Origin of the sequence: Devosia sp. A16 (assembly GCF_001402915.1) — a bacterium.
Classification (GTDB): Bacteria; Pseudomonadota; Alphaproteobacteria; order Rhizobiales; family Devosiaceae; genus Devosia_A.
This window is the reverse complement of record NZ_CP012945.1, coordinates 36304-49345: the sequence shown is the minus strand read 5'-3', so window position 1 is coordinate 49345 and position 13042 is coordinate 36304. Positions and strand designations below refer to the sequence as shown.

The window sequence follows — 13042 nt, the reverse complement described above, 5'->3', positions numbered from 1 at the left end:
AGTTCATGCGGAACCTATTGCGACCCCGCGCATTGTCGCCGTGGGCTCGAGTCTTAACAACCTCCCGGAGGGTATTCATGCGTAAAGTTCTATCCATCGCCGTGGTTCTGGCCGGGGCGATGACGCTCACGGCGTGCTCGACCACCGAGAAGACTGCCAGCACCGGCGCGATTGCCGGCGCGGTCATCGGTGGCGTGTCGACGGGTACCGTCGGTGGCGCGTTGGTCGGTGCGACCGTCGGCGGCATCAGCGGCGCGGTGGCCGGCGAGCTCATTGGTCGCTATCGCGAGGACCCGACCAAGTGTGTCTGGGAAGACCGCAACGGTCGTCGTTACCTGGCGCCGTGCTCGCCGAACGGCTGACACTCGACCAGTGACTTGTGCAATGGCCCGACGGGAAACCGTCGGGCCATTTCATTTGCGCCCCAGCAGCAGCCGGTCCGGTCCGCCGCGGCTGGCAACGAAGAGGTCTTGCCGGTCGTCGCCGTTGAAATCGGCAACCTCGATATCGAAGGCATTGGCGCCGCTAATCGATGGAATGACGCCCGCAGCTGCAGTGAAACGGCCCGCGCCGTCATTGGCAAAGGCCAGCAGCGGAAAATCCGCACGCTTCGCCCCCAGGTCGCCCATGCGGCCGCGGATCAGGTCGAGGTCCCGATCCCCATCATAGTCGATGAAGGCCACCGCGGTGGTCAGTTCGTCGTCCGGCTCGAGATGCGTCGCGGTCGCGTCGGTGAAGCGGCCTGCGCCATCGTTGAGCAGCAGTCGGTCCTGCCGGTCGCGATCGGCGTTGAAGATGCGGACGTTGGCGAAATAGAGATCGAGGTCGCCATCGGCATCGACGTCGACAAGGTGGACGTCGCGCGTTTATTCGGGCGTGGAGCGCAGCGGCAGCTCCGCTTCGGTGAAGACGCCCGCGCCATCGTTCAGGTAAAGCCGGTTCCGGTCCTCGTTGCCGAACGCCAGGTCGATGTCGCCATCGCCATCCACGTCCCCGGCAGCGATATCCTGGCTGACGCCATCGTGATGGGGCAGGCGGGTTGCGCTCTCGTCGGCAAAGCCATCGGCGCCGTTGTTGACCCAGACGAAATCGGGTCCGGCATTGGCAGTGACAAGGTCGTCATCGCCATCGCCGTCGAGGTCCGCGGCAACCACCGTGTTGGAGGTGGCGCGGTTGGGAAGGCGGTCCGAGATATCGGTGAAACCGGCCGATCCGTCGTTGCGGTGATAGCCGACCACCTGGTCGTCTTCGCCGACGAACACCAGGTCCAGATCGCCGTCGAGATCGCAATCGGCAATGGCCACGTCCTCGTGGTCGCCGCCCGGGCCGGCCAGAACGCCCTCGCCGAAGCGGCCGGCACCGTCGTTGAACAGTACGCGATTGGTGCCGTACTCGATGGCGATAGCCAGGTCGAGATCACCATCGCCGTCGAGGTCGGCGGCGCCAGCGGCCATGGCATTGGGGGAGCCGGGCTTGGCGGGCAGGGCGGCGGCCGAGACGTCCACGAAGTAGGCAGTTGCCGTTCCCGGCGTGCACATGCCGAGGCCGATGGTTGCAACCAGGGTGCAAAGTGGATCCATCAGCCGAGCCTAGAGCCGTCGCCTTCCGCGGACAATCATCCTCTCCGGCCTTGAATAAGGCGCAATGGAGGCAGATATTGCGAGAACGTTTCGCTTCCATCCTGCGCTACCAGCTCGGTCCGCTTGCGGTCCAATTGGCTACCTCTTGATATTGTGAACGGTTAGACCCGGGCGGCATGTCGCCGACCCAGGAACGCGTGCAAGGCAGGAAGGTCCTGCGCACGACAATTGAAAGGGGGCCATCATGATCGAAGGCACCGTCAAGTTCTTCAACACCACCAAAGGCTTCGGCTTCATTCAGCCGAACGACGGCTCGAAGGACGCGTTTGTCCATATCTCGGCAGTCGAACGTTCCGGCCTCTCGACCCTCAACGAGGGACAGAAGGTCAGCTACGAGCTGCAGACCGGCCGCGACGGCAAGGTCTCGGCGACCAATCTGCGGTCGCTCTGATCGAGTGGTGCTGCGAAGGCCGGCGGCTTTCGCGCTGCAAATGAGAAAGGCCCCGTTCGGGGCCTTTTTTGTTGCCTGACGCCCGCCGTCAGGGCTTCAGCCCGGCCGGCACCGGCGGCGCTTCGTAGCGCACGGTGATCTGTACGCGGCCGTTCCCGGCGAGATAGGGATCGTTGGGAAACAGCGGTTCGGAGGTGGCGCTGCCGTTCACCGCCCGGATGCGATCGTCCGAGAGACCGAATTCGCCGAGGATGGCGCGGACCGCATTGGCTCGGTCGCTCGAGAGGTCCCAGGCGCCGTAACGCGGGTTGTCGTAGACCGCGCCTGCTGCAGTGTGGCCGGAGATGGTGATCTGGTTGGAGAGCTTTTGCAGGATGGGGGCCAGGGCCGCGATGGCCTTGCGGGTGGCCTCGTATGGATATTTCGATCCCTCGGGGAACATCGGCCGCCCCTCCTGATCCATGATCTCGATATCGAGGCCGTTCTCGGTCTCGCGCACCAGGAGGTTGTCAGCGATCTTGGTGATGTCGGGCAGGGACTGCCAGGCCTGGCGAATGCTGGCTGCGGCCGCGTGATAATCGGCGTTGGAGCGCGATTCGAGCGTCACGTTGGAGGCGCGTACGGCGTCGTATTGGCTGCCGCCAATCTCGGCGATGCCGCCGCGGGATTCCATCTTGGGCCCGGCCTCGCTGCTCTCCGGCGCCGTCAGCGCGTCCTTGTTGGATTCAACAGCAATCTTGGCGCCGTCCTCGGAGAAGGCCAGGCCGCCCATGACGCCTCCGGCGCCGCTGCTGTTCTCGCTGACATTGGGCGGAGCAAAATAGTCGGCGAGGCCCTTCTTCTGCTCCGGCGTGGTCATGCTGATCAGCCACAACAGCAGGAAGAACGCCATCATGGCGGTCACGAAGTCGGCATAGGCGATCTTCCAGGCGCCGCCATGGTGTGCGTGGCTGGCCCGCTTGACCTTCTTGATGATGATGGTCTGTTCGTTGCGCGCCATGGCGGTGCGGTCCCTTACGATGCCGGCAGGTTGGCGGTGGCCTCGTCGATTTCGGCGAAGGTCGGCCGAACTTCGGACATCAGCGCCTTGCGGGCGAACTCGACGGCGATGGCCGGTGCGTAGCCCGACATCTGGGCGAGCAGGCCGACCTTCATCGACAGGAAGTATTTCGACTCCGCCTCGAAGATGTTGCGCAGCGACTGCGCCATCGGGCCGAAGAAGCCGTAGGCGACGAACACGCCGAGGAAGGTGCCCACCAGCGCGCCGCCGATCATGTGGCCGAGCACCTCGGGCGGCTCGCTGATCGAACCCATGGTTTTGATCACGCCGAGCACGGCGGCGACGATGCCCAGCGCCGGTGTCCCGTCGGCCAGCGCCTGTACCGCTGCGACGAGGCGCTCGTTCTCCTGGTGGTGGGTCTCCAGTTCCTCATCCATCAACGCTTCCATCTCGTGGGCGACGTTGCTGCCGAGCGTCACCATGCGCAGGTAGTCGCACATGAACTCCACTGCGTGATGGTTCCTGGCGAAGGTCGGGAAGCGCTGGAAGATCGAGGAGTTGTCGGGGTCTTCGATGTGCGGTTCGAGCGCGAGCACCCCCTTGGCCTGCACCAGCTTGAACAGCGTGAACTGCAGCCCGAGCAACTCGACATAGGCCGCCTTGTCGTAGCGGGGCCCGCGGAACAGGATGCCGAAGATGCTGGCCGTCTGCTTCAGCACCGGCCCGGTATTGCCGATGATGTAGGCGCCGAAGGCCGCCCCGAGGATGATCACCGCCTCGAACGGCTGGATCAGCACTTCGAGGTGCCCGCCCATGGCGACATAGCCGCCGATGACGCTGGCAAAGATCACCACAATGCCGATGATGAGACGCATATAACAGGACCCGCGCTACTAATCAGGGACAGAGGTCCTGCGAACCCGAGGCGGCGATCGGCGCGGTCCGATCCGGCAGCCTTGTATGTTCGAAGCGACTCCTGTCTGCTTCTCGACATCCGCCCGAAGCCGCGCGGTATCTCAGTCTTTTCAGCGCCCTTCAGCGGCGCCGGTGTTCGACAGCCAATCTGCAATGCCGCGGTTAAGGTTCGGATAATGCCGGCATGGTCAGAACGCGTCGGATTTTGCCGGTTGGTGCGGCAAGTAAGCCAAGCTCGGCTGGAAGCCGCGGAAGACGTGCTGGCGGGCCGCGCAATAGTCCTGGGTCGCAGCCAAGTTTACTCCTGACGGGCAGGGGGTGCAGTGCTATTGTCGGCCTGCATAACGGCTCAGCCGGCTGGCTGTGGTCGCCATGGCATCTGTTGCCGGGCACGACTTGGGCCAAGGGACGGGCATGACGGCGAGCGGCGGCTACAATTACCTGACGGTCTACCGGCAGAGGGAGAGCGACGACTTCCTCAGGTCGGCACGAGCGGCACCGCCATTCTACGATCGTCTCACCCGGGCCTGGATCGTCGTCGAGCCCGACCGCTGCCGGGAGCTGCTGTCGGCTCCGGGCCTGTTGCCGGCACCGGCGCTCGAGCACTACCGCAACATGCCATCGGGGCTCGGCGAGGCCTTTGCCAGCGTGGCGTTCGCCTTTGAGCACATTCCGCTTTCGATGCATGGCGAGCGACATGCCGAGGCGCGGCGCCGGGCCAGCACCTGGATCGCTTCACGCCATCAGGCGCTGCATGCCTGGGCCGCCGAGAGCCTGCCGCGGCATCTGGCTCCGCTGGCCCAGCCGGGCCGCACCGAGTTGATGTCCACGGTGATCAAGCCGCTGGTACGGGAGCTGTTCGCGACGCTGGTGGATGTCGACCTGCCGGAGCAGCTTGCCTTCGACGAGGTGTCGCTGGTGTTCGACAAATCCATCGGCATGAGCCGTCGGATGCGGCTCGAGGCTGAGATGGCTGCGCTCGAACGACATCTGCGCGACCGGATGGGGCCTGATGCCAGTGATGACGAGGTCGGCATGCGGCTGGGCCTGCTGGTGATCGGCAAGGACGCGCTGGTCGGTACGCTGGCGGAGAGCCTCTCCCACCTGTTCGAAGCGCATGCCGGGCAACCGCTCGGCAGCATCGTATTTCCGAAGCTGCCGCAGCGGACGGCGGTGCCGTTCGTCGAGCGGATCGCGGCGACGGCGCTGCGGGCCGGCGGGCTCGACCTGGCCGAGGGCGACCGGGTGCGGATCGTGCTGCAGACCTATGGCCACGAGCCGGCGACCGAGCATCACCGCTTCTTCGGCGCCGGCGCGCATGCCTGCCTCGGCCGGCCGCTTTCGGTGGAAGTGTGGGCGGCGATCGCGGCGCGGCTCGCCGGGCTCTCCAGCACAGTCGAGGTGCGCCGCTACGAGCTGCCGCTCGACAGCTATGTGTTCAACGTGCCCGGCGTTTTCGAAGTGGATGTGAGCCGATGATGGAAGCTGAAGCGCGACGCCTGATCGTTGAGGCGCTGCACCACACCGCGAGGTCGTTCAACAATCCCGCCGTCTCGGAGCGGTTGCAGGCCGCCGATGGCGATCTGGAACTGGCTGAACTCGAACTCGACAGCCTCGACCTCGTGGAATGGAGCGTCGAAATCGAGAAGCAGACGGGCGCCGCGCTCGATACGGCGGACCTGGCCGCGGCGAAGCGGCTATCGGATGTGGTCAGGACCGTGATGGCGAAAACTGGCTGAGGTCGAGCACATCATCGACGACCTGCGCGGGGCGCCTTCGCTGGCGCTGGCGCGGCAGGCGGTCTTTAGGCTCGAGGATCTGCTGACGCCGCTGGAACTGCAGCGCCGGTTGGCGCAGTTCGACGCATTGGCCGGCCATGCCGGCGAGGCCTGTCGCACCTCCTACATCCTCAGGGAGTTGCGCAAGGCGCCGGCGCGGACGTTCACGCGCGAGGAGATCGGCCCCGATGTGGTGCTGTTCCGCGGCGAGGGGCCGCCCGCCCAGAAGTCGCTGATCATCGCCTTGTGCGGCAGGTCGCAGCGGCCCAACATGGCGTGGTCGCTGTTCCTGCAATACCTGCCGGCCACGCTGTTCGACGTCGCGATCCTGTGCGACCGGCGCGGCTCGCACTATACCCGCGGGATTGCCGGCTATGCGGACGACCTGCTGCAGCTGCAGCGGCGGGTAATGGCCGATACGGATGCTGCGTCGTACCGGAAGATCTACTTCTATGGCACCAGCAGCGGCGGCCTGCCGGCCGTGCGGATCGGGCTGCTGGCCGGGGTGCACCGATCGATTGCCGTCGGGCCGGTCTTCGCCTGGCCGATCCACCGGTTACTGCAAGGCGAGCCGTTCCAGACGTTCGATCCGATCTGCGCCTGCAATCGGCAGGCGCCGCAGGAGGTGCTGTGCATTCACGCCACCAACGCGCGGGACATGCTGGGGGCGCGGCATCTCGAACTGATCCTTGGAGCCCGGCGCGTGCGCATCGCCGTCCCGGACCACAACGTGAACTATCAGCTCTACCTCGCCGGTCGCCTGATGGAGTTTCACGGACGGATGTTCGAGTTCGATGCGAAGGGAGCAATCCGATAGTGCGGCGTGACGGATTGCCCACAAGCCCCAACTTTGTCGCCGATCACTGCCGAATTCCCCATTAGGAGCATTCAAATCCGTCCCGGAATGCGGCATAGCTGCCAGACTGGTATGGTAGGGATTTGAGGAGCTTCCCGTTGAAGATTACAGACCTGAAATGCGCGATCATCGCCAATAGCCCGGTGATCCGCATCACCACCGATGAAGGCATCACCGGCTGGAGCCAGATCGAGACTCCAAAACCCTACGTGAAGCCACAGGTGCTGCAGCTCAAGGACTGGATCGTCGGCCAGGATCCGCGCGACGTCGAGCGCGTCATGCGTCGCATCCGGGTGCGCGGCGGCTTCAAGCCGTTCGGCTCGGCGGTCTCGGCCATCGAACATGCGCTGTGGGACATTGCCGGCAAGGCGCTGAACGCGCCGGTCTATCGGCTGCTCGGGGGCAAGGTGCGCGATCAGGTTCGCACCTATCGCACGCTCTACCAGGCCGAAGTGCCGGGCGGCGCCGAACACACGCCTGAGGGCTACAAGCGCTGGGCCGAATACGGCAAATCGCTGAAGGGCGAGTTCACCCTGTTCAAGCTGCCGAGCGCCTACCACTCCTCGATGGTGCGCGACTTCCCGGATTTCTTCTACGGCGAAGTGCAGGAAGATGCGCCGTTCCCGTATCCGCACAAGGGGACGATGACCAAGGAAGGGTTCGACCACCTGGTCGCCTGCATCACCTCGGCCCGCGAGACGCTGGGCAAGGGCTACAACACCGCGGTCGACGCCGGCCCGGGCTTCATGCCGCTCGACGCGCTGCGCCTCGCCAAGGCAGTGGAGCACCTGCACCTCTTGTGGATCGAGGACACGGTGACCGGCGACTACTCGCCCTACGTCAATCCTGACGTCTACAAGGATGTGACGCACCACACCACGACGCCGATCCATACCGGCGAGCAGATCTACCTGCGCCAGCACTACAAGCAGCTGATCGAAAGCCATGCGGTGAACGTCATCGGCCCCGACCCCTGCGATATCGGCGGCCTGGCCGAGATCAAGTGGGTGGCCGAGCATGCGGACCTGCACGGCATCGCCATTGCACCACACGGCACCGCCAACGGCATCCTCGGGCTCGCCGCCCTGATCCAGGTCTGCGCCACCATGCCGGACAACCTGATCGCCTTCGAGTACCCGGCCCGGTTCGAGCCGTTCTGGTACGACATCACCGAGGGTTTTGAGGGCATGCCGGTGAAGGGCGGCCTCATCGACGTGCCGGACCGTCCGGGCCTCGGCGTCAACCTGATCGCCAAGGAAGCCAAGAAGTACCTCGAGGAAGGCGACGAGGGCTTCTTCGACTAGGTTGACGAGGCTGGCCGCCTGCGCCCCCTCTCCCCTCGAGGGGAGAGGGTAGTGCAGCTAGGACCGAAGGTCCGTAGCGTAACTGGGGTGAGGGGTTCAGTTTCTCGGGGAGCGCGTAAGGCGCCACTTCACCCCTCAACCGGCGCTTCGCGCCACCTTCTCCCCTGAGGGGAGAAGGGAAGGGGGCCGAGGCTTGCGCTCGCGGTGGCCGCCGCTCCGCTTCACCCCGCCAGCCGCTTCCCCTCATACACCGCGACCAGCCGGTCGATGGTCATGTTCCAGCCGGCGACCATGCCGCAGTTCATCCACCAGTCGACCTGCTCGGGAGTGTACTGGTCGGGGAACTTCACCTCGAAATCCATCACCGTCTGCGCGCCGAACGGCGTCAGGCGGATGGTGACCAGCGGGCTTTCGTCCAGTTTGTCGAGGTCGAGCGCCGGCCAGCCACCGACGGCGCCCCAGTAGAACACCAGCTTCCGGCCCGGCACGATCTCGCGATAGACGCCGCCGGTGAAGTAGCGCTTTTCGGGCGTCTCCACCATTTCCTGCCGCCATTGCCCACCGACCCGAAGGTCGACCGTCGCGGCTTGATCGGTGTGCTGGTCAGGGTTGAAGTACCAGTCGAGATAGGCCGGATCGGTCCAGGCGTCGAACACCACGCTGGCCGGCGCCGCGAAGGTGCGCTGCAAGGCTATTCCACGATCGAGGGCATAGGTGGCGGGCATGTCACTGGTCTCCGCTGGGTTTTGCGACGTCGGCGCGAGCGGACATCATGGCCTTGAGCTGCGTGTCGAGCCGGTCGAAACGGCTGGTGAAGAACTCGCGGTACTGCGCCATCCAGGCGTCCGCCTCGACCAGCGGGGCGATCTCCAGCGTGCAGGGCCGCGATTGCGCCGCGCGCTGCTTGCTGATCAGCCCGGCCTGTTCGAGCACCTTGAGGTGTCGCGACACGGTGGGCAGGCTCAGCTCGAACGGCTCGGCCAGCTCGTTCACTGTGGCGGGGCCCTCAGTCAGGCGCGCCAGCAAGGCGCGACGGGTGGGGTCGGCAAGGGCGGCAAAGGTGGCGGTGAGCGCGTCTTGTGTTTGCATGCATGAGTAATTACGCGGTTGTGCAAATAATGTAAACCCCTCGTGCTGTGGAGAGTGCAGGGCACCTGTGACGCTACCGCGCTTGCGCTGCGGCCTTACGGATGCTTTACGCCACCCAGGAACCCGCGGCCGCGACCAGTCAGCAAAGGCCCGACACTTCAGCAGGGCCTCGTAACCGCATGATCCGCCTCGAAAACACTTCCAAGCAGAACGGCAAGCAGATCGTCTTCATCGAAGCCTCCGCCGCCTTGCAGCGCGGCGAGAAGATCGGGCTGGTCGGCCCCAACGGCGCCGGCAAGACGACGCTGTTCCGGATGATCACCGGCGAGGAGCAGCCCGACGAGGGGCAGGTGGCGGTCGATCGCGGCGTCACCATCGGCTATTTCAGCCAGGACGTGGGCGACATGGCCGGCCGCAGCGCCGTCGCCGAGGTGATGGAGGGGGCAGGGCCCGCCGGCGCGCTGATCGCCGAGATGAGCGAGCTCGAGGCGGCGATGGCCGACCCCGATCGCGCCGACGAGATGGACGAGATCATCACCCGCTATGGCGAGGTGCAGGGCCAGTTCCAGGAGCTCGACGGCTACAGTCTCGATGCCCGGGCGCGCGAAGTGCTTGATGGCCTCGGCTTCAGCCAGGAGATGATGGACGGTGACGTCGGCGCGCTGTCGGGGGGCTGGAAGATGCGCGTGGCGCTCGGCAAGATCCTGCTGATGCGGCCCGACGCGCTGTTGCTCGACGAGCCCTCCAACCACCTCGACATCGAGAGCCTGATCTGGCTGGAGGATTTTCTGAAGCGCTACGAGGGCGGGGTGCTGATGACCTCGCACGATCGCGCCTTCATGAACCGCGTGGTCAACAAGATCGTCGAGATCGATGGCGGCTCACTGACCGCCTATTCGGGCGATTACGAATTCTACCAGCAGCAGCGGGCGCTGTCGGACAAGCAGATGCAGGCGCAGTTCGAGCGCCAGCAGGCGATGCTCGCCAAGGAGATCGCCTTCATCGAGCGCTTCAAGGCGCGCGCCAGTCACGCGGCGCAGGTGCAGAGCCGGGTCAAGAAGCTCGACAAGATCGACAAGGTCGAGCCGCCCAAGCGCCGCCAGACGGTGCAGTTCGAATTCCGCCCGCCGGCGCGCTCGGGCGAGGACGTAGTGCTGCTAAAGGGCGTCGACAAAGCCTATGGCAGCCGCTCGATCTATGAAGGGCTGGATTTCCATGTCCGGCGCAAGGAGCGCTGGTGCATCATGGGCGTCAACGGCGCCGGCAAGTCGACGCTGCTGAAACTGGTGGCTGGCAGTACCGAACCCGACAGCGGCTCGATCAATGTCGGCCCCAGCGTCAAGCTCGGCTATTTCGCCCAGCACGCCATGGACCTGCTCGATGGCGACCGCACGGTGTTCCAGTCGCTCGAGGACAGTTTTCCTCAGGCCGGGCAGGCGGCGCTCAGGGCCCTGGCCGGCTGCTTCGGCTTTTCCGGCGACGAGATCGAGAAGAAATGCCGGGTGCTGTCGGGCGGTGAGAAGGCCCGGCTGGTGATGGCCAAGCTCTTGTTCGACTCGCCGAATTTCCTGGTGCTGGACGAGCCTACCAACCACCTGGACATCGCGACTAAAGAGATGCTGATCGAGGCGTTGTCACAGTACGAAGGGACGATGCTGTTCGTCTCGCACGACCGCCACTTCCTCGCCGCGCTCAGCAACCGCGTTCTGGAGCTGACGCCGGAAGGCGTGCACGCCTATGGCGGCGGCTACACCGAGTATGTGGCGCGCACCGGCCAGGAAGCGCCGGGTCTCAGAGGGTAGGGCGGCCGCTCCTCTCCCCTGATGGGAGAGGGTAGTGAAGCTAGGACAGTCAGGTCCGTAGCGGAACTTGGGTGAGGGGTTCAGTTTCTCAGCGAGTGCTCGTTGCACCGCTTCACGCGTATTCCGGCGCTACGCGCCACCTTCTCCCCCTGAGGGCAGAAGGGAAGACGAGGCGATGCCATAGCCCGCGAGATCTGGGGCCGGACACCCTAGGTCGCGATCCCATGCACCGGCGGCAGGGGCGAGGGCAGGTCCGTGTCGCCAAGCCGGGCCCGAAGCTCGATCTCGATGTCGCGGCTGATCTGTGAGATCGGCACGTCATTGGCGTTGCCCTCGAACGGGTTCGAGGTGCTCTCGCCGACCAGGTCGAGCGCAAAATACATCCAGCCGATCAGTACGCTGAACGGCACGCTGAGCCACAACATCAGCGTGCCCAGCACGCCGTCCGTGCTGCCCAACCCCGCAAAAGCCGGCACCACGCCGAACGGCAGGAGGGTTGCGAAGATCACGACGAAGATGGCGCTTACCGCCGCGTATTGCCGGGGATAGGGGCTGTTCTTGATGCGGTCGCAGCGCGCCTGCTGGTCATGGCAATCACGCAGCAACTTCAGCAACTCGGAATAGACCTGCGTCGGGACGGCGCTTTGCTTGAGTAGCGCGTTGATTTCCTCACCCTGCAACTGGAGCAACGCCAGTGCGGGTTGCGGCCGTGCGGCAATGGTGTCGGCCTCTGCGCCCAACATTGGTCGCAGCGCTTCGGGCAGAGGCGTCAGGTCTTCCTGGATCTGAAAGTAGCGACGGCGAAATGCCTGGTTGGCGCCCTTGCTCACCGTCTCCCAGGGCAGTGGCCGGCGCAGCGCGTAACGCAAAGCGGTGATCCAGGAGAGATGCCTTAGGATCACCCGGCGTGCCGCGTCCTTGTCGAGGAAATCGCAGCTCAGCGTGGCCAGCAACCGGCTGATCGCCGCGATCTGGGCGAAGGTCTGCAGCGCCTCGGAACTCCGCTGCAGCACCTGGCCATTCTTAAACCCCGCGACCAGGGCCACGCTGGTGCCGAGCACTGCGACGATCGACCAGGGGATGGAGAAGCCGGCGAGAGGTGGCAGACTGTAGGCCGCCACTGCAACGAAGCTGACGATCAGCACATAGATCGCTCCACGCCGCGACCAGACGGCAAAATCGACCAACCGATATGAACGTCCCACATGCATCTGGTTGCGGCCTCCGAGATTCGAGGCCGCTATTATGGCATGGAGTGGCGGGTGCTGTGGCTGGGGTGTTAGCCGATCACCCGCCACTGTTCGTCGCGTGGGCCGGTCGGGCGGAAGTCGTAGCGGTCGACCCCGAGCCCGTGCAGCGTCGCCAGTTCGATGAGCGAGAACTCAGCCGGGTCTTCGCGGTTGAAGTTCATCGGGTCCTTCAGCACCACCGGCGGGTTGGTCATGAAGCGCACGTTGGGCGAGTGGTTGTTCGACGAGGCGTGCAGCATGTAGGGGTGGAGGATAATGAAGTCGCCGACCTCGCCGGTGACCTCGACGAACTCCTCGCACTTGTCGATCAAGTGGCCGAAATCGAAGGACGGATCGACGCCCTCAGGATGGTCGGCGAGGTAACGCGCCACGTGCTTGATCGAGTCGGGCGCGATGAAGGTGCCGCCGCCCTTGTGGCCGACATCGGACCAGTAGACGATGGTGAGCAGACCCTGCTCGCGGCTATCGAGGAAGTGGCGGAAGAAGCTGCCATCCTTGTGCCAGCCGCCGGCCTCGGGCGAGGGCTTCATCCACGGCTTGTCGGCGCCGCGACGGAAGTTGACGATGAAGGCGTCCGACCACTCGGTGGAGTTGATCGTGGTGAAGTGCTGCGACTCGATCTCCATGATCTTGTGATCGATCCGGTCGGCGCCGCCGGTGACGTCGCACAGCGCGCCCCAGGCCTTGGGCGACAGGTCCTTGATCGCCGCAACGTGGTTGCGGTCCATCCAGACGATCTCCTTGGCCCAGGTGGAGCGGTCTTCGGGGTCATAGCCGAGCCGGTCATACGCCTCGGCCGTCCATTTCGCCGCCAGCTCGGGATCGAGGCAGCCTTTGACGAGGACATAGCCCTTTTCGACAAAGTGCTGCGCCTGCTCGGGAGTGAGCACCTGGAGTTTGTGAGGCATCTGGATGTTCCTACGGGATGTGACAGCTCAGTCCGCGGGCGCGGTATGGTAGTATGTTAAGCACGGAACCGCCCGCGCGTGGAGCCCTGTCGTTCGTCGGATAGACAGC

15 protein-coding genes and 1 pseudogene are annotated in these 13042 nt (G+C 65.0%); 7 read left to right on the top strand and 9 right to left on the bottom strand.

What is annotated here, in order from left to right:
- Positions 1 to 77 precede the first annotated feature (77 nt).
- On the top strand, positions 78 to 362 hold the full coding sequence (locus APS40_RS00235; protein ID WP_055045147.1) for a glycine zipper domain-containing protein: 285 nt from the start codon (positions 78 to 80) through the stop codon (positions 360 to 362).
- 51 nt (positions 363 to 413) lie between these two features.
- Here APS40_RS00235 and APS40_RS25260 read toward each other — a convergent pair whose 3' ends face one another.
- The 3 genes and pseudogenes from APS40_RS25260 to APS40_RS00225 form a co-directional block, all read right to left on the bottom strand.
- Positions 414 to 683 carry an FG-GAP repeat domain-containing protein gene (locus APS40_RS25260; RefSeq protein ID WP_055045146.1) on the bottom strand — a complete coding sequence of 90 codons (270 nt, stop codon included), beginning with the start codon at positions 681 to 683 and terminating at the stop codon, positions 414 to 416.
- Positions 684 to 773: 90 nt separating this feature from the next.
- Positions 774 to 833, bottom strand: a pseudogene (locus tag APS40_RS25560) (hypothetical protein); the annotation flags it as partial.
- A gap of 33 nt (positions 834 to 866) precedes the next feature.
- Positions 867 to 1580, bottom strand: coding sequence for an FG-GAP-like repeat-containing protein (locus tag APS40_RS00225; RefSeq protein WP_055045145.1), 714 nt, complete (start codon positions 1578 to 1580; stop codon positions 867 to 869).
- Positions 1581 to 1824: 244 nt separating this feature from the next.
- Between APS40_RS00225 and APS40_RS00220 the strand changes: the two genes are divergently transcribed.
- The gene (locus tag APS40_RS00220; protein ID WP_055045144.1) at positions 1825 to 2031 is read left to right on the top strand and encodes a cold-shock protein; all 207 of its coding nucleotides are present in this window, start codon (positions 1825 to 1827) and stop codon (positions 2029 to 2031) included.
- A gap of 88 nt (positions 2032 to 2119) precedes the next feature.
- Here the strand turns inward: APS40_RS00220 and APS40_RS00215 are convergent, their stop codons facing one another.
- Both APS40_RS00215 and motA read right to left on the bottom strand, forming a co-directional pair.
- Positions 2120 to 3031: a flagellar motor protein MotB gene (locus tag APS40_RS00215; RefSeq protein ID WP_055045143.1), complete on the bottom strand. Its 912-nt coding sequence runs from the start codon at positions 3029 to 3031 to the stop codon at positions 2120 to 2122.
- 14 nt (positions 3032 to 3045) lie between these two features.
- Positions 3046 to 3906 (bottom strand): flagellar motor stator protein MotA, encoded by an 861-nt coding sequence (gene motA / locus APS40_RS00210; RefSeq protein WP_055045142.1) that lies wholly within the window; start codon positions 3904 to 3906, stop codon positions 3046 to 3048.
- Positions 3907 to 4360: 454 nt separating this feature from the next.
- On the opposite strand from motA, the gene APS40_RS00205 reads away from it, so the two are divergent.
- The 4 genes from APS40_RS00205 (at position 4361) to APS40_RS00190 (ending at position 7884) form a co-directional block, all read left to right on the top strand.
- Positions 4361 to 5425, top strand: a complete 1065-nt coding sequence (locus APS40_RS00205) for a hypothetical protein (RefSeq protein ID WP_055045141.1) — start codon at positions 4361 to 4363, stop codon at positions 5423 to 5425.
- Positions 5422 to 5685 (top strand): phosphopantetheine-binding protein, encoded by a 264-nt coding sequence (locus APS40_RS00200; RefSeq protein WP_082434093.1) that lies wholly within the window; start codon positions 5422 to 5424, stop codon positions 5683 to 5685. Before APS40_RS00205 ends, APS40_RS00200 begins: the two co-directional genes overlap by 4 nt.
- A 109-nt stretch (positions 5686 to 5794) precedes the next feature.
- Positions 5795 to 6541, top strand: a complete 747-nt coding sequence (locus APS40_RS00195; RefSeq protein ID WP_055045139.1) for a hypothetical protein — start codon at positions 5795 to 5797, stop codon at positions 6539 to 6541.
- Positions 6542 to 6678: 137 nt separating this feature from the next.
- Complete coding sequence (locus APS40_RS00190) at positions 6679 to 7884, top strand: mandelate racemase/muconate lactonizing enzyme family protein (protein WP_055045138.1); 1206 nt, start codon at positions 6679 to 6681, stop codon at positions 7882 to 7884.
- Positions 7885 to 8105: 221 nt separating this feature from the next.
- Here APS40_RS00190 and APS40_RS00185 read toward each other — a convergent pair whose 3' ends face one another.
- Positions 8106 to 8609 (bottom strand): SRPBCC family protein, encoded by a 504-nt coding sequence (locus APS40_RS00185; RefSeq protein ID WP_055045137.1) that lies wholly within the window; start codon positions 8607 to 8609, stop codon positions 8106 to 8108.
- 1 nt (position 8610) lies between these two features.
- Positions 8611 to 8973 carry an ArsR/SmtB family transcription factor gene (locus APS40_RS00180; RefSeq protein WP_055045136.1) on the bottom strand — a complete coding sequence of 121 codons (363 nt, stop codon included), beginning with the start codon at positions 8971 to 8973 and terminating at the stop codon, positions 8611 to 8613.
- A 179-nt stretch (positions 8974 to 9152) separates the two neighbouring features.
- Between APS40_RS00180 and APS40_RS00175 the strand changes: the two genes are divergently transcribed.
- The gene (locus APS40_RS00175) at positions 9153 to 10775 is read left to right on the top strand and encodes an ABC-F family ATP-binding cassette domain-containing protein (protein WP_055045135.1); all 1623 of its coding nucleotides are present in this window, start codon (positions 9153 to 9155) and stop codon (positions 10773 to 10775) included.
- A gap of 209 nt (positions 10776 to 10984) precedes the next feature.
- Here the strand turns inward: APS40_RS00175 and APS40_RS00170 are convergent, their stop codons facing one another.
- Positions 10985 to 11986 (bottom strand): bestrophin family protein, encoded by a 1002-nt coding sequence (locus tag APS40_RS00170; protein ID WP_055045134.1) that lies wholly within the window; start codon positions 11984 to 11986, stop codon positions 10985 to 10987.
- A 68-nt stretch (positions 11987 to 12054) separates the two neighbouring features.
- Positions 12055 to 12933, bottom strand: coding sequence for a phytanoyl-CoA dioxygenase family protein (locus APS40_RS00165; protein WP_055045133.1), 879 nt, complete (start codon positions 12931 to 12933; stop codon positions 12055 to 12057).
- Between the last annotated feature and the right edge of the window lie 109 nt (positions 12934 to 13042).

Bases quoted from the DNA above. Each gene is read 5' to 3' on its own strand.
- APS40_RS00235 (WP_055045147.1), top strand. From the start codon at position 78: ATGCGTAAAGTTCTATCCATCGCCGTGGTTCTGGCCGGGGCGATGACG.
- APS40_RS00225 (WP_055045145.1), bottom strand. From the start codon at position 1,580: ATGGATCCACTTTGCACCCTGGTTGCAACCATCGGCCTCGGCATGTGC.
- APS40_RS00220 (WP_055045144.1), top strand. From the start codon at position 1,825: ATGATCGAAGGCACCGTCAAGTTCTTCAACACCACCAAAGGCTTCGGC.
- APS40_RS00215 (WP_055045143.1), bottom strand. From the start codon at position 3,031: ATGGCGCGCAACGAACAGACCATCATCATCAAGAAGGTCAAGCGGGCC.
- motA (WP_055045142.1), bottom strand. From the start codon at position 3,906: ATGCGTCTCATCATCGGCATTGTGGTGATCTTTGCCAGCGTCATCGGC.
- APS40_RS00205 (WP_055045141.1), top strand. From the start codon at position 4,361: ATGACGGCGAGCGGCGGCTACAATTACCTGACGGTCTACCGGCAGAGG.
- APS40_RS00200 (WP_082434093.1), top strand. From the start codon at position 5,422: ATGATGGAAGCTGAAGCGCGACGCCTGATCGTTGAGGCGCTGCACCAC.
- APS40_RS00185 (WP_055045137.1), bottom strand. From the start codon at position 8,609: ATGCCCGCCACCTATGCCCTCGATCGTGGAATAGCCTTGCAGCGCACC.
- APS40_RS00180 (WP_055045136.1), bottom strand. From the start codon at position 8,973: ATGCAAACACAAGACGCGCTCACCGCCACCTTTGCCGCCCTTGCCGAC.
- APS40_RS00175 (WP_055045135.1), top strand. From the start codon at position 9,153: ATGATCCGCCTCGAAAACACTTCCAAGCAGAACGGCAAGCAGATCGTC.
- APS40_RS00170 (WP_055045134.1), bottom strand. From the start codon at position 11,986: ATGCATGTGGGACGTTCATATCGGTTGGTCGATTTTGCCGTCTGGTCG.
- APS40_RS00165 (WP_055045133.1), bottom strand. From the start codon at position 12,933: ATGCCTCACAAACTCCAGGTGCTCACTCCCGAGCAGGCGCAGCACTTT.